Source organism: Acinetobacter guillouiae CIP 63.46 (assembly GCF_000368145.1).
GTDB lineage: Bacteria > Pseudomonadota > Gammaproteobacteria > Pseudomonadales > Moraxellaceae > Acinetobacter > Acinetobacter guillouiae.
In genome coordinates this window covers 1,938,892-1,961,119 of sequence record NZ_KB849283.1, presented here as the reverse complement: position 1 = coordinate 1,961,119, position 22,228 = coordinate 1,938,892, and the positions used below count along the sequence as shown (strand labels likewise).

Annotated in this window: 19 protein-coding genes and 1 tRNA gene; 10 read left to right on the top strand and 10 right to left on the bottom strand. The window is 37.0% G+C overall.

Features of this window, described 5'->3' with window-relative positions:
- Window positions 1-165 precede the first annotated feature (165 nt).
- The 7 genes from pgaB (at window position 166) to F981_RS14215 (ending at window position 7,660) form a co-directional block, all read left to right on the top strand.
- Window positions 166-2,199, top strand: a complete 2,034-nt coding sequence (gene pgaB / locus F981_RS14245) for a poly-beta-1,6-N-acetyl-D-glucosamine N-deacetylase PgaB (RefSeq protein ID WP_004722672.1) — start codon at window positions 166-168, stop codon at window positions 2,197-2,199.
- Window positions 2,200-2,207: 8 nt separating this feature from the next.
- Window positions 2,208-3,473 (top strand): poly-beta-1,6-N-acetyl-D-glucosamine synthase, encoded by a 1,266-nt coding sequence (gene pgaC / locus F981_RS14240; RefSeq protein WP_004722670.1) that lies wholly within the window; start codon window positions 2,208-2,210, stop codon window positions 3,471-3,473.
- Between the two features lie 33 nt (window positions 3,474-3,506).
- Complete coding sequence (gene pgaD / locus F981_RS14235; protein WP_004722669.1) at window positions 3,507-3,920, top strand: poly-beta-1,6-N-acetyl-D-glucosamine biosynthesis protein PgaD; 414 nt, start codon at window positions 3,507-3,509, stop codon at window positions 3,918-3,920.
- A 58-nt stretch (window positions 3,921-3,978) separates the two neighbouring features.
- Window positions 3,979-5,106: an acyltransferase family protein gene (locus F981_RS14230; protein WP_004722665.1), complete on the top strand. Its 1,128-nt coding sequence runs from the start codon at window positions 3,979-3,981 to the stop codon at window positions 5,104-5,106.
- Window positions 5,107-5,245: 139 nt separating this feature from the next.
- Window positions 5,246-6,163 carry an HARLDQ motif MBL-fold protein gene (locus F981_RS14225; RefSeq protein WP_004722662.1) on the top strand — a complete coding sequence of 306 codons (918 nt, stop codon included), beginning with the start codon at window positions 5,246-5,248 and terminating at the stop codon, window positions 6,161-6,163.
- 140 nt (window positions 6,164-6,303) lie between these two features.
- On the top strand, window positions 6,304-6,930 hold the full coding sequence (locus F981_RS14220; RefSeq protein WP_004722661.1) for a hypothetical protein: 627 nt from the start codon (window positions 6,304-6,306) through the stop codon (window positions 6,928-6,930).
- Window positions 6,931-7,108: 178 nt separating this feature from the next.
- Window positions 7,109-7,660, top strand: a complete 552-nt coding sequence (locus F981_RS14215) for a hypothetical protein (RefSeq protein WP_004722656.1) — start codon at window positions 7,109-7,111, stop codon at window positions 7,658-7,660.
- Between the two features lie 25 nt (window positions 7,661-7,685).
- Here F981_RS14215 and F981_RS14210 read toward each other — a convergent pair whose 3' ends face one another.
- The 5 genes from F981_RS14210 to F981_RS14190 all read right to left on the bottom strand — a co-directional run bounded on the left by F981_RS14210 (window position 7,686) and on the right by F981_RS14190 (window position 12,253).
- On the bottom strand, window positions 7,686-8,060 hold the full coding sequence (locus F981_RS14210) for a lysozyme inhibitor LprI family protein (protein ID WP_016539205.1): 375 nt from the start codon (window positions 8,058-8,060) through the stop codon (window positions 7,686-7,688).
- Between the two features lie 36 nt (window positions 8,061-8,096).
- The gene (locus tag F981_RS14205) at window positions 8,097-8,657 is read right to left on the bottom strand and encodes a TetR/AcrR family transcriptional regulator (RefSeq protein WP_004722653.1); all 561 of its coding nucleotides are present in this window, start codon (window positions 8,655-8,657) and stop codon (window positions 8,097-8,099) included.
- A 29-nt stretch (window positions 8,658-8,686) separates the two neighbouring features.
- On the bottom strand, window positions 8,687-9,595 hold the full coding sequence (locus F981_RS14200) for an alpha/beta hydrolase family protein (protein ID WP_004722652.1): 909 nt from the start codon (window positions 9,593-9,595) through the stop codon (window positions 8,687-8,689).
- Between the two features lie 49 nt (window positions 9,596-9,644).
- Entirely contained in the window at window positions 9,645-10,433 is a 789-nt protein-coding gene (locus F981_RS14195) for a crotonase/enoyl-CoA hydratase family protein (protein ID WP_004722651.1), read from the bottom strand.
- Between the two features lie 269 nt (window positions 10,434-10,702).
- A complete protein-coding gene (locus F981_RS14190) occupies window positions 10,703-12,253 on the bottom strand; it encodes a hypothetical protein (protein WP_004722648.1) in 1,551 nt (516 codons plus the stop codon).
- Between the two features lie 408 nt (window positions 12,254-12,661).
- On the opposite strand from F981_RS14190, the gene nfuA reads away from it, so the two are divergent.
- Both nfuA and F981_RS14180 read left to right on the top strand, forming a co-directional pair.
- A complete protein-coding gene (gene nfuA / locus F981_RS14185; protein WP_004722647.1) occupies window positions 12,662-13,300 on the top strand; it encodes a Fe-S biogenesis protein NfuA in 639 nt (212 codons plus the stop codon).
- Window positions 13,301-13,600: 300 nt separating this feature from the next.
- Entirely contained in the window at window positions 13,601-15,634 is a 2,034-nt protein-coding gene (locus F981_RS14180; RefSeq protein WP_004722645.1) for a ligand-gated channel protein, read from the top strand.
- A 47-nt stretch (window positions 15,635-15,681) separates the two neighbouring features.
- On the opposite strand, the gene F981_RS14175 is transcribed toward F981_RS14180, so the two are convergent.
- Window positions 15,682-16,692 carry a hypothetical protein gene (locus F981_RS14175; protein ID WP_004722643.1) on the bottom strand — a complete coding sequence of 337 codons (1,011 nt, stop codon included), beginning with the start codon at window positions 16,690-16,692 and terminating at the stop codon, window positions 15,682-15,684.
- Window positions 16,689-17,738, bottom strand: a complete 1,050-nt coding sequence (locus tag F981_RS14170) for an alpha/beta fold hydrolase (RefSeq protein WP_004722640.1) — start codon at window positions 17,736-17,738, stop codon at window positions 16,689-16,691. The genes F981_RS14175 and F981_RS14170 overlap by 4 nt, the downstream gene beginning before the upstream one ends.
- Before the next feature lie 323 nt (window positions 17,739-18,061).
- Between F981_RS14170 and F981_RS14165 the strand changes: the two genes are divergently transcribed.
- Window positions 18,062-18,676, top strand: a complete 615-nt coding sequence (locus F981_RS14165; RefSeq protein WP_004722639.1) for a carbonic anhydrase — start codon at window positions 18,062-18,064, stop codon at window positions 18,674-18,676.
- Window positions 18,677-18,739: 63 nt separating this feature from the next.
- Here F981_RS14165 and F981_RS14160 read toward each other — a convergent pair whose 3' ends face one another.
- The 3 genes from F981_RS14160 to F981_RS14145 form a co-directional block, all read right to left on the bottom strand.
- Window positions 18,740-20,227 carry a hypothetical protein gene (locus F981_RS14160; protein WP_004722636.1) on the bottom strand — a complete coding sequence of 496 codons (1,488 nt, stop codon included), beginning with the start codon at window positions 20,225-20,227 and terminating at the stop codon, window positions 18,740-18,742.
- 516 nt (window positions 20,228-20,743) lie between these two features.
- On the bottom strand, window positions 20,744-21,862 hold the full coding sequence (locus tag F981_RS14150) for a Fic family protein (protein WP_004722635.1): 1,119 nt from the start codon (window positions 21,860-21,862) through the stop codon (window positions 20,744-20,746).
- A gap of 288 nt (window positions 21,863-22,150) precedes the next feature.
- Window positions 22,151-22,223: transfer RNA gene (locus F981_RS14145), tRNA-Arg, on the bottom strand.
- Window positions 22,224-22,228: the final 5 nt, after the last annotated feature.

Sequence of the window (22,228 nt, the reverse complement as noted above, 5' to 3'; positions counted from 1 at the left end):
TTCTGCTCAGAGTTATTTTTAAGGTTCGTTTCAGTTTTATTCTTTTAAATCATCGTTGTAAAACCTCTGGCTCAATTCGTCTTGAAAAAGGATTTTAGTATTTCAATATTGATGTACTACGGACGAATTCAGATTTAAAACAATGATGATCGAGTATTTAAATATATGCTAAGCCGTTACTTTTCTCCTTCAGCGATGATATGCGTAACACTATTGTTTTCTTCCTTTTATAATAGTGCAATGGCAGAAGTAGACCAAGTTGCTACTGAAACTCCAATAGAGCACGAATTACCTAAAATTGATTTAAATACGCTGACAATTATTGGTTATCATGAAATTACGCCTAATCATGATGCAGTGATTCCAGATTATGCCGTGACCACGAAACAGTTTGAGCTGCATTTAGATTGGCTACAAAAAAATGGCTATAATTTTGTCAATGTAGACCAAATTATTAAAGCCAATGAAGGTAAATATAAACTGCCTACCAAACCGGTATTGTTGACTGTAGATGATGGTTATCAATCTTTTTATCAATATGCATATCCGGTCATTAAACAACGTAAAATTCCTGTTGTACTCGCTGTCGTTGGCTCGTGGTTAGAACCTAAAGCCAATGAAATGGTTCAATTTGGGGATGAAAAATTAGCACGTAAAAAACTTTTGACTTGGGATGAACTTAAAACCATGCAAAAGAGTGGCTATGTTGAAATTGGTAGCCACAGTTATAATTTACATCGTGGTATTTTAGGCAACCCGCAGGGCAACTCTGAACCAGCTGCTGTCACACGTCAATACGATCCAAAAAGTAAAACCTATGAATCTGACAAAGCCTATGCAGATCGTATTTTTAGTGATTTGAAAAAGAATAATAAAGTATTGCAATCACATGGTTTAAAAGCACCACGTGTGATGGTGTGGCCATATGGTCGTTATAATATGGAAGCGGTTGCTTTGGCTAAAAAAGTGGGTATGCCTATTACTATTAGCTTAGATGATGGTCCAGACCATATTGAAAAATCTTTAGGTCATTTGAATCGTATTCTTGTCGAAGGTAATATGACCACGGATTCTTTGGCACAAGAAATCCAAAGCCGTCAGATGAATTTTACTGACAACAACCGCCCACAAAAAGTCATGCATGTGGACTTAGATTATATCTATGATCCAGATGAAGCACAGCAAGAAAAAAACTTAGGTCATCTGTTAGACCGTATTCGTGAAATGAATGTAACCACTGTATTTCTACAGGCATTTGCTGATCCTGATGCCAATGGTTCTGCTGATATGGTGTATTTCCCAAATCGTACTCTTCCAATGCGTGCAGATTTATTCAATCGTGTTGCATGGCAGATTCAAACGCGTACTCAGGTCAGTCGTTTATATGCCTGGATGCCGTTATTGGCTTGGGACTTACCCGCTTCAAATCCTGCATCTAAAGATGTGGTGGTGACTCAGCAAGCCAAAGACAGTGATCATTTAAATATGGGATATCATCGTTTAAGCCCATATTCACCAGAAGCACGTAAAGTAATTGAAGGCTTATATCAAGATTTAGCGAAATCCACGACATTTGATGGCATCTTGTTCCATGATGATGCAACACTTTCAGATTATGAAGATGCCAGTCCAGAAGCCATCAAAGCTTATCAAAAAATTGGTTTACCAGCCGATTTAGAAGAAATTCGTAATGATGATGCAAAATTGCAAAAATGGACTGATTTTAAAACCAAGACCATTGATAACTTTGCAATGGATTTGGCGCAAAAGGCACGTTATTACCAACCGTTCTTACTGACTGCACGTAACTTATATGCTCAAGTTGCACTTTCAGCATACTCGGAAAACTGGTATGCCCAGTCTTTAGAACAATCGATTAAAAATTATGACTTTACTGCAATTATGGCAATGCCTTATATGGAACAGGCGCCAGATGCAACTAAGTTTTATAAAGATTTAGTGCAAAACGTGAAGAAACAACCGAATGGGATTAAAAAGACGATTTTTGAATTACAAGCAGTGAACTGGCGTAATAATCAAAAGATTCCAACCTCGGAAATTGCTCAAACGATTCAGTCTTTGTATCAACAAGGTGTGATGCATGTGGGTTATTACCCAGATGATCCAATTGAAGATCATCCAAATACTGCAGAAATGCGTAAAGTATTTGATTCTAAACCACAACGATTGGTTCCTTAAGGTCTGATATGAGTGCATTTCAACACCTGTGGCAATCCGTATTAAACTTTATCTTCTATTATCCATTATTTATGTCGTATCTATGGATGATAGGCGCTTTAATTTTCTATTGGAAAGAACGTAAAGAGCCGCCATATACTCAACCCCCAACATTGGAAGAATATCCTTTAGTTGCTGTACTTGTGCCATGTTTCAATGAGCAAGATAATGCGGATGAGACCATTAGTCATGCATTAAAGTTGAATTATCCAAACTTTGAAGTCATTGCAATTAATGATGGGAGTTCTGACAATACAGCAGAAATCTTAAATGCGTTGGCATTGAAGTATGACAAGCTTCGCGTCGTACATTTGGCTGAAAACCAAGGTAAAGCCATGGCATTACAAGCGGGTAGTTTGCTTACCGATGCTGAGTTTTTAATTGGTATTGACGGTGATGCGTTACTTGATCCATATGCTGCACAGTGGATGATTCGTCATTTTCTCAATAATCCTACAGTTGCGGCTGTGACAGGTAATCCACGTATTCGTACTCGTTCGACTTTACTGGGACGGATTCAAGTTGGTGAATTTTCTTCAATTGTCGGTATGATTAAACGTGCACAACGTACTTTTGGTCGTTTATTTACAGTTTCTGGTGTGATTACTGCTTTTCGTAAAAGTGCTGTACATGAGGTGGGCTATTGGTCACCAAACATGTTAACTGAAGATATTGATATTACTTGGAAATTGCATCGTGCGGGTTGGGATGTAAAGTTTGAACCGAATGCCTTGGTTTGGATTTTAATGCCAGAAACCTTTGATGGTCTATGGAAACAACGCTTACGTTGGGCCATGGGTGGCGCGCAAGTTTTAATTAAGAATTTTGATGTATTATTTAAACCGAAACTGAATTTTCTATGGCCCTTGATTATTGAGTTGATCCTCACCTTAGTCTGGTCATATTTAATGCTGATTATGGTGATTTTCTGGATCTTGCACTTGCTGCTACCGTATGCAGGCTTCCCAGCAATGAGCTCCCCATTATTACCGATGGGAACAGGTATTTTACTCGGTACAACTTGTTTACTGCAGTTCGCAATCAGTAAGTGGATGGATAGTCGTTACGAATCGAGTTTAGTGAAAAACTACTATTGGATGATTTGGTATCCCTTTGTATTTTGGTTGATTACAGTAACGGCAAGTATTGTTGCATTCCCAAAAGTTCTTTTACGTGGAGAAAGTAAAAGGGCACGGTGGGTCAGCCCCGATCGTGGTATGCGACATGATGACTAACATTTTAGTCAGAATAAGTTTTGAGATATGAATATGAAAACAAACTCTTTGATTATTGATGTACGTAAGCAGTTACCGTGGCATCGTCGTTATTTCTCCACGACAATGACGGCAATGCTGTGGGCATTTTGGTTGTTGCTTTGGAGACCTATTGTCATCTTGGTGGGATATCTTTCACTTGAGAAACCACAACTGGTACATTACTTCTTTAATGCTTTTGCAAAAGCCCTAGAAAGCGGATTATTTGCGTTGATTGCTTGTGCGATTTCTTTGTGGTTATGGAGTAACTTTGTTCCAGCGAAGACCAAAAAGGAAGCAGAAGCTAAATCTACACAAGAATATGCTGACCATTTCAATTTGAATGTGGATGAACTTCTACATTCTCGTCAGCAAAAAATCGCTACAGTTCATCATGATGCTGATGGTCGCATCACATATATTGACTAATGGCTTAGTCAGCAAAAGTTCCACAGGTTGGGGCTTTTGTTTTCACAGGGAAACATAGATGTCCGCAAAAATAAACTCGGCAGAAAGTATTCGAGGTTTAGCTTGTTTAGCTGTCGTATTTTCTCATCTTGCAATGAGTTTTTTTCCATATTTACATCATTTTGATCCCCATGAGAAAACAGATTTGGCTTGGGTGTATGCCATACATCATTTGCCTTTTGGCTTTCTCTACTCAGGTGATGCTGCTGTTTTTGTATTTTTTGTCTTAAGTGGCTTTGTGCTCAGCTATGCGATCTTAAAAAGCCCTCAACAATTTCATGCAAAGATTAAAAATATGATGATTAAACGCTATCCGCGTTTAATGATTCCAGCACTGACTTCATGCATTATCATTTGGTTGGTCTTTAAAGTCATCCATATTGATAGTAGTCATGTGGGTGCTTGGTTACATGCATTTGCGATACAAGATTTTAGTTTTAAACATGCAGTATATGAAGGAACTATAGGCGCATTTTTATTCTCAGAAAGTGATATAAACTGGGTGTTATGGACGATGACGATTGAGCTCATGGGCTCATTTGCATTATTTTTTCTACTCTATTTGTATCATTATAAACATATTGCTTTTTGGCTAGGCTCACTTTTAATTCCTTGTCTTGCATTTCTTTGGCGAGGGCAAGGCTTTAGTTTTGGAATTTCCAGTTTTATTATTGGTATCTATATTTATCTGTATGCCAAACCACTTTCAAATGCTGTAGCTATTCCTATGTTATTGATTGGCCTATATTTAGCAGGTGCACATAATACCAGTGCAGCCTATAGCTGGGTTCATCATATTTTAGGGGAGAATACTTATGATTATAGTAATTTCATCGCTGGGATTTTAATTGTTTATAGTGTTTTGATGAGTCCATTATTGTCTAAAGGCTTAGATCACCCGATTTTAGTCTGGTTAGGAAAGTTATCTTTTTCCATTTATCTATTACATCTAATGATGCTGTATTTAATCTGTATTCCGTTGTTTAACTTATTTTTAAGTTGGCATTGGAGCTATTCTCTCGCGGTAATCTGCTCAGGGTTAACTGCGATTGTTGTCACCCTGATTGCTGCGAATTTTTATAGTGATTATGTCGATCAGTTGGCTATTAAGGTCAGTAATAAAATTGCCGACAAGGTTTTAAATTAGTACTTTAAGGCCCGAATAAAACTTGCAAATATTGTTTACAATTTAAGATGTACTGAGTTGTTTTTTAGGCATTAAAAAATTGATAAATATCGTGATTTAATCAAGTATGGGCGACTCATTTTTAGCATGGATCGCTTATATGCATCTGTTCAAATCCATTGTTATTTCCTTGATCGCAATGAGCGTTCAATATACTCAAGCAGCACCATTAAATGCTCAGCAAGCATTGACCGATGCACCGCCGATGAGTTTGTTTGAATCGTGGAATACACCCATTGAGCCGTTTAAAATTTTTAATCATGTCTATTATGTCGGTACTGAAAATTTATCTTCGGTGCTGTTTGATACAGGTGATGGTTTGGTTTTAATTGATAGTGGGATTGATCAGTCGGCAGTGCAGATTAAAGCCAATATTGAAAAACTGGGTTTTAAAATCACAAATGTAAAATATCTACTTAATAGTCATGCGCGTCTAGATCAAGCTGGTGGTTTTGCCAAATTAAAACAATGGAGTGGTGCTCAATTGGTCGCAAGTGCTGCCAATGCCGAAATGCTAGAAAATGGCGGCGTGACTGATTTTGCTTTAGCTAAGCAATTGCCTTTTCCATCTGTAGCTGTAGATATCATTATCAAAGATGGGCAACAATTAAAGCTCGGTCGTCAAATCTTTACAGCACATGCGACGCCAGGCCATTTGCCAGGTGCAACCTCTTGGACGACAGATATCCGTTATCACTTAAAAAACTATAAACTCATCTATGCTGACAGTTTATTTACGGGCGGTTATTATTTGTTAAACAATAATAATTATCCAAATCTAGTTTCAGACATACGTCACACATTTAAAACTTTGGATGCAATCCATGCAGATATTTTTCTTGCCAATAAAGCGGATCGTTTCCATATGAAGCAGAAATTAGCCAAATTGAATGCAGGTGATAAAAAAGCATTTATTGATCAGACGGGTTTACAAAATTATGTAGCGAAGGGGAGAGTTGAATTTGAACAACAATTACAGCAGCAACAACGCTTAGCGCAGCTTAAAACATTACAATAATTAATTTAAAATAAAACATGCTATATGCGTTATATAGCGTGTTTTATTTTAAATATTGCTATAATTCAGATAAAACTGATCATTTGTTTTTAAATGATATACAACAGATAACGGCTTATCCTAAAATTTAGAAAATTGAAATGAAAATACAATATATCAAACAGTTATTATTCATTTGTAGTGTCGTGATCACTTCATCTATATATGCACAAGAATTTCAACAATTGAACATTCAAATGCAGCTTTCAAAACAATGTTATCAAGATGATGAAGACATATTTTTACCTCAAACTTATCAATTACGCTCGACAAAAGTCGTATTAAAAACCTATTCCTGTATCCGTAAAAAGCAAGATCGAGAGCAATATTTTTCAGCGTATGGGATACAGTTGGGTGCTAAAAAATCATTATATTTAGTCGATCAACTGGCGGATGCAAGTGGTTATGTTGGTGTTAAATCTGAGCAAGTGGATGCAGATACGATTGTGTTTGACAATATGTATGAACGTGGCGGTGATTTAGTGATTGTGTGGATGCCAGATCTACAAAATATCTATCATGTGAAAGTTCATTATATGGCCTCAGATGAAGGTGGGGTAAAGCTGTATAGTAAAAATGATCAGATTTTTATTCAAAAAATTGCTTTAAAAGCGCTTAAAGATGATCAGCCGATATATAAAAATATAGGAAAACCGATAATACTCAAAAAGGTGCAAGGCAAAGGGATCGTATTTGCTTCAGGTGATCTAAAAGCATTACAAAATTAAAATAAGAGATCTGGTTTATCTGTATAAAGAAAACAATTGTTACGTTTAAGCTGGGTATCTCTAATGAGATAGTTATACAATTTACTGGGTAAACTATTAAAAAAACAATCAAAATACTCAGCTTTAAACTTAGCTCATGAGTCTGAACTGGGGCGTATTATATGCTTGAGATTACGCTATGTTGAAATTTATCATTGTCCTATTATTTTTGATCACGCTATATGTGTTATGGCGATGGGTTGCTAAACAAAAAATTAATGCAGCTTTTGAAGAACAACGACAAGCGTTATCTCAATTGGTTCAAAATCCTCAAGAAGAGCATGAACTGCCCGAAAAAACCAAGCTGATTAAACAGATGATTGCAGAAGAGCGACAAAAGGCGAGTTCAACAGTAGCAACAGTACCATTAAATTCTACAGTTCAAGTAGAGCAGCCGACCGTACTTGAGGAGCAACATCCCCCCGCCAAGCCGATCACTGATGAAGACCAACGGTTATTTGATGCAGCGGCGCAACTGTTTTTTGAACAAGCTTTACAGACCAAAGATTTTTCTCAAGCAGGGCATATTCAGCATGACGTACTCAGTAAGATGCCGATGAATACACAAAGTCAGATCGGTTCTTTTGATTTTGGCGAATGGTCTATTTTTTGGAGCTATCATGAACAATCACTTGAATACTATGTCGGACGTTATGGGTGTTCTATGCGCATGTTGATCATCAAGGCATAGAACATAAAGCCGAATTTAAAGATCGTTATTGATTTTCTATTAGACTGCTTAATTCTTTTAGTCGAAATGTTGTGGAATTGATTTCACAATCTAAATGTGCAAATCCTGATGCCAATCCCAAAGCACCATAAGTAAGACTTCCCATGAGTTCATTACATTGAGCATCACGATAATTGAGCCAAGCTTTTTGTGATTTTTCTAGTAATAACTTGTTGTTATCATCGTATTGCAGATAAATGCGTTGATATAGCTTATTCATTTTCGCTTTATCTGTTTTTAATTGCTGCTGCATACATTGATAAGCTTGTCGTTGATCTTGTTGATTGCATTGTGCATAAGCTGTATTGAATAGGCTCATAAAAAGCAAAGCTAAAAAACTATATTTGATCTTTTTTATCATTTAATTTTCACCAAGAAGTTGCAAATCAGTCGAGTATTATAAGGAGAGTTGTTGAGAAATTCGCGCTTTGACTTGATTTAAATAGAACAGATCGTTATTTAGTCGATACATTAAAATCGCACCCTCATAATCGGCCACACTTATTTTTGCCAAAATTTGTGCATCGGCTTGATCCATTTTTTGTTGAAATAATTGATACAAGGCATTTTGCCAATCTTGGAAAATTTCACGGATTTTTTCCAAGACTTCTAAAGAAATATGGCTTGCCTCTAAGGACAGTATCCCAACTAAACAGCCTTTTATTTCATAACTAAAAAAATGAACAGCTTTATCATGGATGATTTGAAATTGTTGATTTGCATCCACTACAGCAAAATCTTCGAGTTTAAACAGCGATTGATTTAAATAAAGATGAGTGTGCGCTAAGATCTGCATCAATAAGGCTTGTTTGTTGGGATAATAATAATAAAACGATGCTTTACTGAGTCCACATGCTTTTGCCAACATCTCCATACTTGTTCCAGCATAACCATGTGCTTTAAATTGTAAAGCACAGGTATTTAACATATGTTCAGGCCTAAGTTTTTGTGGGCGCATAGATGACCTTGCTGCTTATGGAGTTAAAATTAATCGTGGATGAATGTTTCGAAAGTATTTAACATTTTATCCCAAATTGGCTCCGAACCTTGACGAAAATAGCCCATATGTCCAATCTGTTTTAAACCAAACTCGTCTGCGGATATGTTGATAAAGTGCATGGGCGCATTTTTGTAATGTTGCATAAAAGCATAACGAGAATTTGGCAATGCCCAATCATCATCTAAAGCGGCCACTGCATAAATCGGCGTTTTAATTTGGGCATATTGTTCATGCAAATTTTGTTGCTCAGGATCTGCAAAAAAGTAAGTGGGATTTTTGCACCATCTACGCCATTGTTGGTAGACCCCTTTAGGTAAATCTGCACCCATATTGAGTTTACTCCAAGGTAAGTAACCTGTAATCGCCACCATAGGTGGAAAGATAATGTTCCAAATTACCTGAACTTTAATTTTTTCTTTAAATGGCATATAGCCATGCCAGCCAGCACCTGTGCCAAAACAATACATTGCACTTACTTTGTCGTGATTCGGTGTTAACCCTAAGGCTTGTCCACCGTAAGAATGTCCAACTAAAAATAGGGGCGTATCTTGTTTAAAACTGTAGTCAATTGCACCTGCTAAATCTAATTTCCCCCAATCCAGATATGACATTTTAAAACCTTTTAATTGCCGTGGCGCAGATTTGGCCACGCCACGATAATCAAAAGTGAGTACCTGATAACCCAATTGTGCTGCATATTCAGAGAAGCGGCGATAAAATGCTTGTGGGACACCTGTTGCACTGGAAACAACAAGATTTGCTTTGATTGTATTGACTGGGGTGTAAAGTACGCCAGCCAGTACATAACCATCCAATGCCTTAAAGCTGATGGCTTGGCTGGTAAAACTATTGCCATTCAAGTGTTTGATTTCAGTTGAATACTTTAAATTTTGCATGATTGTTCCCACAGTTATTAGGTTATCGCCGTATATCGCTATGATTGGTTTACTTGCCTTTAAACTGTGGTGCTCGACGTTCGATCATTGCTCTCACACCTTCTTGCGCATCTTCAGAGGCGAGTAAAGGGCTAAGTAGATTTTGTAGGTTTGCAAATGCGACTTCAGGACTTTGTAAAAAGGCTTGATGTGCCGAATGGAGTGCCGCTTGGACGGCAAGTGGTGCAGCATTGGCAATACGTTCAGCCAGCTCTATGGCACGCGTTAACTGTTGGTTATCCTCAACAACCTCAGTGACTAAGTTCATTTCATAGGCTGTTTGTGCATAAAATAAATCACCAGTTAACACATATTTCATGGCTTTTGCCCAGCCAGCAGCTTGGACGAAACGTACTGTTGCACCACCAAAAGGTAAGATACCGCGCTGTACTTCAATTTGGGTAAATTGAGTATTTTCATTGGCAACAACGATGTCAGAATTCAACATCAATTCAATACCAGCGGTATAACAATAGCCTTGTACCGCGGTTACCAATGGTTTTGTTCTTTGACGCCCAACAGTTCCCCAAGGATTCACAATATCATCGCTAAAATTAAATACCCCATCGGCTAGTTTTGGTTGTAATTCAACCAAGTCCAATCCTGCGGTAAAATGATCGCCATGTGCAAAGACCACCGCACAGCGTAGTTGTGGATTATTTTCATATTCAGTTAAAGCCAGTGATAGGTCGTGAATCATATGACTATCAAAAGCATTGCGTTTATCTGCACGATCTAAGCCAATTAAAAAAATATGACCACGGATTTCACGACTGACTTTTCCTTGTAGATTTGACATTTGTTGTTCTCTCATTGGTTGTTTTATAAGTTTTTAAACGATCGTTAGAAAACTGTCAATCATTTTAGAATGACTGAACCGTTTACATTGGTATAGCATATTTAAGGCGTTAAAGGATTGCTGCATTATGTATGTTATTTGGCGCTTTGGGGGAGTGCCTATACTTTTTATAAGAAATTTAACAAGACATAAAAAACTGCTCATACACTTAAATGCCCAGCTAAATTTATCACTGGGCATTTAATTTAAAGGGATTTAAACCTGAAGAGTTACTTTTTAAACTTGGTTAAAAGTTTTTGCATCGGTAATTTATCACTCGCATACCCATAAATTGCAGCAAAAGGTAAGGCTGTGCGAGCAAGATAGGCGACACGCCATAAACCACCATGATTGGCGCCTTCCATCATCAATTCTAATGGATGCCCCATCTCTGTTTCAGGATTTGCAACAGACTTAGGATTTCTTAGGTCATGAATCCAAAGCGCTGCCATAATTGAATTGGTTGTTTCAGGACGGAACGCTTCTACATCAAACAAACTCGCACCGTTGAACGCAGCTTTAAGCAACGGATTCTTGGTGACCGAATGTGTCGTCGTGGATGGTGCAATATTGATACTGACATGTTGCCCTTGATGTCGTGCTAAAGTTGCACGCCACTGTTGAATACGTTTTGCCAATGCATAATTAGGGCCTTGTTCAACCACCAGACAATCAGCAATCCCATAGAATTTACCATTGTCAGAGCGAATCAATTGTTGATCATGGTGCTTAAAGAATTGCTTTAAGGAAAGGGTTGCAATCCCTTTGCTGAGTACAGTTTCAAATTTTGATCTATATTTGAACTTTTTGTTTGAACCTTCAATCACTTCTTCAGGTACTGCATAAACATCTGTAGGCGTACACATATACATTAGTGATGAATCATTCTTGTGTTCACTAACATGGCTCATAATCGTGTCCATTGCCATCGACACACGTACATGTTTCTCACCATCCAAATAAGCAATAGAGGCCAAATCTAACTTGTGTGGATTATCACAAAGCCATTGCGTAATTTCTGGAATTTGGGTCAGTAAATTTGCCCCAAGTTTACTTTTTAATTCTTCAATATCATGGTTATTGACGATTTTTTGAAAACTAGGCGCGTACAGTGTAGCATTGCCATTTTCAATGGTTTTAAGAATTCTCTCCCAAACGCGTTCATTGGGTAGATCAACGGCAACAATATTGGCTTTCCATTTTGATAACCATGTTAATGGGCCTGCCTCTGAAGCTGCGCCAAATAAAACTAAGGTACGATCCGATAAATCAAACCATTCAGGATGTGCAATCACTTCTCTGAGGGCGTCTGCATGGCTGGCTTCAATAATGCCAGTGTCTTGCCACTTTTGAATTTGCTGATATAGCGCTTCGCCTTGTAGTTTTTGCCCGTGATAGGGTACAAACCACTCCACCTCAGCATCTGAATGACCTTTAAAACTAACGCTTTGAATCTTGTCTAGTACTGGAACTGTACCAATATCTTTTAAAGAATAGCGTTGTCCATCTCTAAAGAAATCAAAGCTATGTTGGGCTTTGTGTAAGCCTTGTTTGGCAATAGTGATGGCGTTATGACTTGAACGAATGCCATGTTCAACCAATGCCTTAAAATAAACTGGATAATTTTTACGCCAGTTTTTTTCATCTAAAGCTTGCTGTGCGCTGAGATGATCAACCAAGGAAAGTGCTTCTGCAATGATTTCTTTACCGACTTGCGAGCTGCTACTTTTTTGAGTCTTTGGATGAACTGGAAACTGTAAACCATCAATTGAACTGGACATGCAAAATATCTCGTTTTATTTCATCATTAATATACAGATGTATACATTATCCATGCCATATTCAATATTTGGGTGGCATTTTCTGACAAAATTCAGATAAATTGGTCGTATAAATTGAATAAATCAGTGCGAAAAATGTCTTAAATTAAACTTAGTATTTCATTTATAAAAATTTTCATTAGTGTCATTTTATGCGTTTTAAAGCGCGATTTGTTGATAAGCTAAAATGCAGTAAATATCTATTTGTGTATGATTTATATTCACTTATTACACGAATATTTTAAGTTGAAATTTGCGTAGATTATATTTTTTACATCTTTTTAAGTTAATTCCGACAATTTTAGTTGATTTTCACTCATTCAGCCTCATCTTCAGTTAAAATACCGACTTCAGCTTGAGGATAGAGTTATGTCGACTGAGAACACCAATACTGCGGTTGCAGAAGAAATTCCAAATTTATTGATTACTCCCAATGCGCAAGAGTATTTAAAAGATCTTTTGGAGAAGCAAAATACTCCAGGAATTGGCGTTCGTGTATTTGTTGAAAATCCAGGTACTCCACGTGCTGAATGTTGTATGGCATACAGTGCACCTGATGAAATTGCTCCAACAGATTACAAACAAGATTATCCTGATTTTCCTGCATTTATTGATACACCGTCGATTCCATATCTGAAAGATGCTGTAATTGATTACAACAAAGACCGTTTTGGTGGGCAGCTTACTTTCCGTGCACCTAACTCGAAAGTACCACGTGTTGGTCCAGATGCGTCTATGGAAGAGCGAATTACTTATATTCTTCAGGCAGAGATCAATCCTGGATTGGCAGGGCATGGCGGAAGCTGTGCACTGGTAGAAGTGGTTGAAGATGAAGAACATGGTTTAACTGCGGTATTAAAATTCGGTGGTGGCTGTCAAGGCTGTTCTGCGATCGATGTAACGTTAAAACAAGGTGTAGAAACTACGCTTAAAGAGCATATTCCTGAACTCGGGCGTGTGGTCGATCAGACTGACCATAGTCAAGCAGAAGGCGCTTATTTCAAATAATCTGTATATCAATGTAGATATTTGACTGTTCTTTAAAACCTCCGAATTTCGGAGGTTTTTTTATGGATAATGCATAGCTAAATTTAACTTTTGTATTTTTTAAATCTTAATAAGCTTAAATGAATCTTAAAAAACAGAATAAAAACTTAAAGATATGCCTAGAAATGTCCAAATATTAACCGAATGGTTAATAAAAATGAGAATAGTTATTAATATTGTTTATAATGCTGTGGTGTTTTTATTACACATTGTATCTAAACCTTCATTGTCTATTCATTCTTAGCCTCTTTGGAATACCTTATGTCAACTAACCGTATCATCCAATCTGCGTTATCTCTCTCCATTATCACCGTTATGATGGGAACTGCCTATGCCGCAGAATCACAAGAACCTTCTAATAAAACTAATTCTCAGTCTACAGAGTCAACCAAATTAGAAACGATTGTTGTGACAGCAAGTGGTTTTGAGCAAGAGGTGAAACAAGCTGCAGCATCTATTTCAGTTTTAACGCAAGAAGACATTAATAAAAAAGCGTATAGAGATATAACCGATGCACTTAAAGATGTTCCTGGTGTAGTCGTAACAGGTGGTGGAAGTTCAAGTGATATTAGTATCCGTGGTATGGGTAGTGCCTATACGGTTTTTTTGATTGATGGTAAAAAGGTCAATACACGTTCAGTTCGACCAAATAGTGATAACTCGGGTATCGAGCAAGGTTGGATGCCAAGTATTGAAAGTATTGAACGTATAGAAGTGATTCGTGGCCCGATGTCTGGTTTATATGGTTCAGATGCCATGGGCGGTGTGATTAATATTATTACCAAAAAAGTCGCAGATACTTGGACTAGTTCGGTTAAATTGGATACGACACTACAAGAAAATAGAGATTCTGGAGATATTCACCAAGCAAACCTATATGTTTCAGGTCCTCTAATCCGTAATTTACTTGGCTTAAAGGCGAATGGAACATTCTCACAACGCAATGAAGATGACATCATTGGTGGCTATAATAAGCAACGTATACGTGCGGGTGGCGCAACACTGAGCTTGACGCCAAGTTCTGAACATACCATTGATTTAGAATATCAGCGATCAATTCAAAACCGTGATCAGACGGTAGGTAAAACAATCGCCAATGTACCTGGTCGAAATGGCAGTCCCCCGACCAATTCATATACTGATTATTATCGTACTGAATATAGTTTGACTCATCGTGGCGAAATTGGCGATTTAAAGACACATTCTTATATTCAACGTGAGGAAAATGAAAATCCATCCCGTAGCATGGAAGCAATCAATACAACGTTTAATACTTTGAACCAAATCAATTTAGGTTCTCATGCTTTGAGCTTCGGGGGAAGTTATTTAAAAGAAGAGCTTGAGGATTTTGGCAATCAGTTAGTTATTGGTGGATCAAAATTAACAAACTTAGATCGCTATAGCTGGGCATTATTTGCTGAAGATGCGTGGAATATTGTAGAGCCATTCACGGTAACTGCTTCATTACGCTATGACAAAGATGAAAAATTTGGTGATCATTTTAGCCCGAAAGTCTATGGTGTTTGGACCTTGAATGATAACTGGATTGTTAAAGGTGGGGTATCAACAGGTTATAAAACTCCGGCATTACGTGCCACTGTTGCAGGGTGGGGACAGGCAACAGGTGGTGGTCAGTCAAGTGGTATGATTGTGGGTAATCCAGATTTAAAACCAGAAACCAGTATCAATTATGAAGCATCGATTAACTGGGATAATAATGACAATTTAGATGCTGGTTTTACCGTATTTAATAGTGAATTTAAAGATAAAATTACTGAAATTCGCACCTGCCAAGGAGACTCTGGAACTATGGGATGTTCTTGGTTAGGTCAACAATTCGATTTTGTCAGTCAACGTATCAATGTCGATAAAGCAAATATGCGTGGTATAGAGGCGACTCTGGGTTGGGCAATCACGCCAGATGTTCGTTGGGCAACAAATTATACATTTACGGATACTGAACAAAAGAGTGGTGCATTTAAAGGTAAGCCATTAAATGAAATGCCGAAACATATGTTTAATACCACATTCGATTGGCAAACAAATGATCAAGTTGGAATGTGGAGCCGATTAAATGTAAGAAGTAAAACTTCTGACTATTTAAGCCGTACATCGATGGGGAAAGGTAGACCAGCGTATGCAATGATTGATGTTGGTCTAAACTATAAACCTTCCAATGTGTTGCAGTTCAATGCTGGTATTTATAACTTATTTGATAAAAGCATAGATACTGCGACTTATAATTATGTACTGGATGGCCGCCGTTACAATTTGGGTTTAATTTATAAGTTCTAAAGCTCAATTAAATTGCATTAAATTTGTTTAATCATGAAAAAGGCGCTTTATGCGCCTTTTTCAATATTGAGAATCTTTAAAGTTTCATCTGAATAATAAAATTTTTCCAGATAGATCCGTGCACGACTCTTTAAGTGTTGAGAAGCAACCATTTGTTGAATAACAGGTTCAAGTAACTGTTGTAATTGATTTTGAATCAACGCTTCATCAATATTGATATCACTTAAAATTAAATCAAAAGGGCGTTCTGCATTACGTACATACCAAGTCAGTACGCCATCATGCACTTGTTTCTTTAAATAATCTGTTTGGCGAATATGTTCCCATATTTCATGCCCCATACCTACAGTTTTAGGTAAGTCGTTAATTTCAACATAATTACGCAATACAGCAATCGGTACTTTTTTAATTTTATGCCACAAATTGGCTTGAAAATGATAAAGCTTATTGTCATCAAACTGTTGGTTAATGACTTGTTCACTCAATTGACTAATTTTAATAATATTTTTTTGCAGATAATGCTTAACTGTATCATCTAAATTAGTGTCGGTAACCGATTCTAAAACTGATTTCCCCATCTTCATAAAACGTCCCACACCTGGGACCTTTTTATTCATGACCGAATTATCAATATAATCCTGAATAGAGTGATGAATCAGTTGGGTTAACATACTTGAAAAGGCTGGATTATTGACAACACGTTTGATCAAGGCTTGGCGATGACCTGATTTGCTTGCGACATATTGTGCGATTTTATCAATCGTGGTGACTGGAATAATATCCTCAATTAACGCTTCATCATTACTTGGATGAATCAATGCAAAACGAATATGCTCAGCGATTTGCTCAATGAGAAAGTTGTTTGCAGGTGTCGCTAAAATTTGCTTTGACAATAAATCATGAATTTGTGCAAAAGACCAAATTTGTTTTAAAGGCTGTTTTCTAAACCAATGATAAAATTCAGTAAACTCAATTTTAATCGTATCAGCCTGTGAAAATTCTTGATCTAAAAAGCCAAGTTGGGCTTCGATCAATTGTTCAATGAGTTGATTTTTCATTTTTTGAACTCAATTTGTCCATGTGTTTGATCTGACAATGGGTTTTGCAAAGGCTGTACTTTATTTAAAAAGCTTAAATAGTGGTCTGCAACACGTTCAGGTGCTTCAAGTAATGGCATGTGCCCAACACGTTGTAGAATAATCGGTGTTTCAGGGCGTTTTAATACTGATTTTAATTCATTTGCAACATCGGCATTTACAATCTGATCTTGTTCACCCCAAAGAATCATGGTGGGCGCTTCAATGTTTTTTAACATCGTGGTAAAGGTTGAAGGGGTGTAGAGTCGATTGAGTGCGTCAATTTGATTGATGATTTTGGCTGTGTCTTGAGATTTTGCAATGAATAATTTTTCTTGTTCATCTTTAATCACACGGGCAGTAAAAGGGGGATTAAACATCACCTTTTTCATAACAAAATCCAAATCACCTTTTTGTGTGATTAATAATTGTTTGAGATAGATCGGATTTCTTAAATAATTGGTATTTGTTGATTTAAAAATACCTCCAGTACTCATTAGGAATAAGCTTTTCGTATCAAATGGATACTGTGAGGCATAAAACATTGCAATGGTTCCCCCCAATGAATGCCCAGCAATATTTAAATTATCCTGTAAATGTGCAGCTTCAATAAAGCGTCTAAGTTGCTCAGTTACATTCGGTACAGATAAATCAAAATTGGCTGGAACTTGGGTACTTCCTGCTGAAGGCAAGTCTGGAATAATCACATGGTAATATGGGGTCAATGACTGCGCAATATCATTCCATGTATCACGGCTGCTGGCTAAACCATGAATCAGTAAAACTGTTGGCTTATCTTTAGAACCACCTTCACTATAAGACCAGATAACATCACCCACACGCAATGTTTTAGACGTTAATCCTGCCCAAGCACGTTCTTCTTGTACAATTTTTAAATAATCCACATATTCTGGTGTGCCAGCAGTTGCATTGTTGTGACTACCTAAAAACAATACACCGATCGCAGTCAAACTTAACAATATGCTGTTTAAAAAATGAAGAATTTTTTTATGGGCCAGTTCAGACATGCAGAGGGTTCCGAGTAAAAGACTAGGCATTATATAAAGTAAAAATATTATTCATGATCATAATTTTTTCAACATTTGCCGAGAAAGTCTTATTTGTAAGTTTTTTGCCATAGTTTCAGTGTCCAACTCAACTAATATAGAGATTATTTTGTATTTTAGTTAAATAATTTCAATTAAACTGTGAATTATGTCTATGTATTTTTGAAATTCAGCACCATATCCCCTACATAACAAAAATTGTAACAGAGTTTATTTTTAGTCAGTGACTTTCACATTTTGCGGCATTAAAATAATCACACTCTCCACACAATGGAACAAAGGACATGCTAACTGCTCAAGAAGCTTTAGAACGATTAAAACAGGGTAATGAACGTTTTGCACATGGTGAAACCAATCTGACTAAATTTTTGACGCATCAGCAACGATCTGAAATGATGGACAGCCAAGAGCCATTTGCCATTATTTTAGGTTGTTCAGACTCTCGTGTTCCAGCAGAAATGGTTTTTGACCAAGGCTTCGGTGATTTATTTGTGATTCGTGTTGCAGGTAATATTGTCGCGCCGTCGCAAGTGGGCAGTGTGGAATTTGCCGCAGATAGTTTTGGCTGTCCATTGGTTGTTGTTTTAGGGCATAGCCATTGTGGTGCGATTCATTCAACGATTGAAGCGCTGAAGAATCCAAATACACCACCTTCTGCAAATCTTATGTCAATTGTAAACCGTGTTCGTCCCTCAGTTGAAATTCTAATGCAAACTGAATTGAAAGATGACTTAGAAAAGCTATCAATGCATGCCGTGAAATCAAATGTTTTTGCTTCAGTCAATCAATTACGCCATGGTTCAGCCGTATTAGAAAACTTAATTGCCAAAGGTAAATTAAAAGTCGTTGGTGCTGAATATTCTTTGGAAACGGGCGAAGTTTCTTTTTATGATTTTTAATGTTTGAAATTGCCATCATAAAAAATCCCACTTAAAGTGGGATTTTTTTATCGGTATAGACTCTTAGAATCTATAACCAATTTTTAAACCATAAGCGATTGCATTGTTATCTTTAAACTCTGCAACATAAGTATCGCCACCTGATTGAGCACCTGTTTGTGCTTTTGCATCACCTAACCAGAAGTATTTAACACCACCAGCGATGAACGTTGCAGGCGTAGGGCTATATTGAACACCTAAACCTAGATTCCAATAACCTTCTGTAGGGCCTAAAGTTGAAACTGGGTTACCCGCGCCAGAGTCCCAACCTACTGCAACAGTTCCTGACCATAGGTCATTAATTTTACGACCAACACCCGCAGTCACACTATATTGATCATCAGAATATTCAACCAAGTTAAATCCATTTGGACGGTTAACTAGACCACCGATTGCTTGAGAAACTTTACCAAATTTTAACGGTTGGATTGAAAAATCTTTCCAATTTACCCAACGAAGGTTTGCGAAAGCAATGGTATTTGCCATGATTCCTGTTTGTAAATCGATGTTAACAGACTGTGGTGTCGTAATTGTCGTTTTACCATTGGCAGCAGCAATTGCTTTTGCCGCAGCAGTTCCAGTATCACCGAGTAAAGCTAATGCACCAAGCGTAGGGATCGATTCATTGATATTCACATCATGATCGATTTCAGAACGATAAGTTACCGATGCTTTTAATGCGATATCTGGAATCTGATATGCAGCACCTGCTAACCAACCCACACCGCCAGTCTCTTTGATGTTTGCGTCATAGCCATTATATAAACTATATGCTTGCCCACGTAGACTAACATTCCCTTTAATGGTTTGGTAAACACCACCACCATAGAAGTTTAAGTTTGCAATCGGTTGAAAACCAAAAATCATTGAAATATTTTGGGTGTCTACTTTAACTTTGGTGTTGCCCTTACCTAGTGTACTATTCGCTCCTGCAATACCTTGATCCACAGCTTGTGTTACACCAGTTGTGATCAAAGCCATTGCACCAGCATTTCCTCTAATTTGTGTTGCAATCTGATCAATTACCGCTTGAGGGGGGGTTGGGGAACCTGTTGCAGCAATTGCTTGTTGTGTAGCTCGGGCAACAACTTGCTCATTTACATTCTTTGTAATTGTAGTTGCACGAAGTGCTGTTAATCTATCCTGAGGTAATACAGTATCGTGATCAGACGAAACGAAAGCATTTTCACCTGAATATGCAGCATCTGCCCCAAATGGTTTGTCATATAAAAGACCAAATGAAACTTGATCAGTCAGTTGTAATTTAATCGCAGCAGATGGAAAATAATAATCATCTCCCATATCACTAATTTCACGATATGGTTTAGGCGTATCTCCAGCTTCTCGACCTTCAACAGTTGGATCTAAAACTGAAATACCAGCTTCAAAATAATTATTAGGTTGAAGGAATGCCGAAATTGATTGGCCTGAACGATCCATTGCTGCGGCAAAAACACCAGTCATTGGCAAACTTGCAGCAATTATCGCGATTGATAAATGTTTTAATTTCATTTTAATTTTTCCCTAATATAATAAAATGAATACTTTGAAGTACTTAAGTTTTGAATGAGAAATAATTTTGATACTTAAATATACAACTCAAAGTTACTTCTATTTACAAAATAACATATAAAAAATAAGAGTAAATACTCTAGAGGGTGAATTAGTGAAAAAAAAATGAACTATGTAGTTTAGTTTAGTGGGCGAGGATTTAGAAAAAAATATAAAGATGTGATTATTTATAGAGATATTAAAAAAATTCAAAGTGAAAATAGTAAAATTTAGATAATTTCGTGATTGATGGATTGCATAAAATATAACCAAATGGTCAAAATAACGTTGAGTTTATTTGGCAATATAAGTGGCTCAATATTAAATCTTTGTAAAGACAGAAAGTCACTTTTTATTCTTCTTCAATTGTGCGCCCTTATAGGATTCAAGTTTTTGATTTATCTATTCAAAACCGATAAAAATATTTTAAGTAAATTGGCTTTATCGCAAAAAACAGCTTTAAAAAGGGTATTATTTTTATAATAGGGAATTGATTTGATAGCGAGTATTGCGTCCACCATCTTCCAATTTGATTATACATCCTTTTTCTAACAGGTCGGATAAATGCCGAGTAGCTGTTGCTTTACTGACTTTAGCAACCTTTTGATATTGAGAGGCACTAATACCATGTTCAAAGCCATTTTCTCCACCATCTAATAAGCGATTCAATACCCTGCGTTGTCCTTCATGGAGATCTAAATTTGAATATTTATACCAAAACTGACTTTTAAATACAGTTCGATTAATTTGTTTTAACGTCGTTTCGAGGCTGTCATTTAAGGTGTCTAAAAACCAGACAAGCCAATTAGTGATATTGGAATCATTTTTTTGGCTTTGCTCTAAGATTTCATAGTAACTTTTACGTTTGTTTAATATAACAGGGGACATCGCATACAAGCGAATACTCTGCTGATCCATTTGTGCTAAGGCCAGGTCTGTCAGTGTACGGGTAATACGCCCGTTACCATCATCAAAAGGATGCAGTGTGATAAACCATAAGTGAGTAATACCCGCACGAAGTAGGGGATCAAGCAACGCATCGGTTAGACTAAGATTAAACCAATTTATAAAGGCTTCTAAACGTTCTTCAAGTCCTTCTCTAGGAGGTACTTCAAAGTGAACTGTCGGATAATCCAATCGACCAGAAACAACCTGCATTGGTTCTGAACCTCTGAGTTGACCAATGCGTAAGCGCTGCATTGTCCAATCGGGATCATTAAAAAGCCATTGATGCCATTGCATAAGACGTTCAACAGTAAGTGGTTGTTTCACATTGTTCAGCGCATCAAGCATGATATTGGCCAAACCTTCAGATCTGTCCGAACTTGGATAAGGTTGGTCAAGCGTAACGCCTAGACGACGTGCAAGTGAGGAACGTAATGAATACACATTTAAGGTTTCATTTTCAATCGCGGATGATGCAACAAGATTGGCAAGTAGAATATTTAAGGTGAATTGCTCTTTGGCTAAATCATGTTGACTTTGCCCAAGTAGAATTCCAATTTTTTGATGAATCTGTCTGGTTTTGGGTAAGATGATTTCATCTTCCCATCTAAAGTTTGTCCAGTTGTTGGTTTGCCAAATCCACTCTTGCATCTTAAATCTCCACTTAGAACTTTTCCAAGATGAGCTAAATATAGCATATATTCGGCTCACAATATGAGTTGAATAAGATGTTTAATTAGCTCGCTTATATCGATTTAGATCCATAACTATAATTTTGTATATTTAGGTTTTTTAATATTTGGGCGCAAGTAATCTAATCTTTAGCTTTTATCATCAGCCTTAAACATGATTAAAATTACCGTTCGAAAACTTTTGTAAGGCTTAATTTTATTGTCTTAATTTTGGTAAAGAGAATTTTTTTTTATTCTTCTTTAATTGTGCGCCCTGCGGGACTTGAACCCACGTCTGTCGCTTAGGAGGCAACTGCTCTATCCAGTTAAGCTAAGGGCACAATAA

Bases quoted from the DNA above. Each gene is read 5' to 3' on its own strand.
- pgaB (WP_004722672.1), top strand. From the start codon at position 166: ATGCTAAGCCGTTACTTTTCTCCTTCAGCGATGATATGCGTAACACTA.
- pgaC (WP_004722670.1), top strand. From the start codon at position 2,208: ATGAGTGCATTTCAACACCTGTGGCAATCCGTATTAAACTTTATCTTC.
- pgaD (WP_004722669.1), top strand. From the start codon at position 3,507: ATGAAAACAAACTCTTTGATTATTGATGTACGTAAGCAGTTACCGTGG.
- F981_RS14230 (WP_004722665.1), top strand. From the start codon at position 3,979: ATGTCCGCAAAAATAAACTCGGCAGAAAGTATTCGAGGTTTAGCTTGT.
- F981_RS14225 (WP_004722662.1), top strand. From the start codon at position 5,246: ATGCATCTGTTCAAATCCATTGTTATTTCCTTGATCGCAATGAGCGTT.
- F981_RS14220 (WP_004722661.1), top strand. From the start codon at position 6,304: ATGAAAATACAATATATCAAACAGTTATTATTCATTTGTAGTGTCGTG.
- F981_RS14215 (WP_004722656.1), top strand. From the start codon at position 7,109: ATGTTGAAATTTATCATTGTCCTATTATTTTTGATCACGCTATATGTG.
- F981_RS14210 (WP_016539205.1), bottom strand. From the start codon at position 8,060: ATGATAAAAAAGATCAAATATAGTTTTTTAGCTTTGCTTTTTATGAGC.
- F981_RS14205 (WP_004722653.1), bottom strand. From the start codon at position 8,657: ATGCGCCCACAAAAACTTAGGCCTGAACATATGTTAAATACCTGTGCT.
- F981_RS14200 (WP_004722652.1), bottom strand. From the start codon at position 9,595: ATGCAAAATTTAAAGTATTCAACTGAAATCAAACACTTGAATGGCAAT.
- F981_RS14195 (WP_004722651.1), bottom strand. From the start codon at position 10,433: ATGTCAAATCTACAAGGAAAAGTCAGTCGTGAAATCCGTGGTCATATT.
- F981_RS14190 (WP_004722648.1), bottom strand. From the start codon at position 12,253: ATGTCCAGTTCAATTGATGGTTTACAGTTTCCAGTTCATCCAAAGACT.
- nfuA (WP_004722647.1), top strand. From the start codon at position 12,662: ATGTCGACTGAGAACACCAATACTGCGGTTGCAGAAGAAATTCCAAAT.
- F981_RS14180 (WP_004722645.1), top strand. From the start codon at position 13,601: ATGTCAACTAACCGTATCATCCAATCTGCGTTATCTCTCTCCATTATC.
- F981_RS14175 (WP_004722643.1), bottom strand. From the start codon at position 16,692: ATGAAAAATCAACTCATTGAACAATTGATCGAAGCCCAACTTGGCTTT.
- F981_RS14170 (WP_004722640.1), bottom strand. From the start codon at position 17,738: ATGTCTGAACTGGCCCATAAAAAAATTCTTCATTTTTTAAACAGCATA.
- F981_RS14165 (WP_004722639.1), top strand. From the start codon at position 18,062: ATGCTAACTGCTCAAGAAGCTTTAGAACGATTAAAACAGGGTAATGAA.
- F981_RS14160 (WP_004722636.1), bottom strand. From the start codon at position 20,227: ATGAAATTAAAACATTTATCAATCGCGATAATTGCTGCAAGTTTGCCA.
- F981_RS14150 (WP_004722635.1), bottom strand. From the start codon at position 21,862: ATGCAAGAGTGGATTTGGCAAACCAACAACTGGACAAACTTTAGATGG.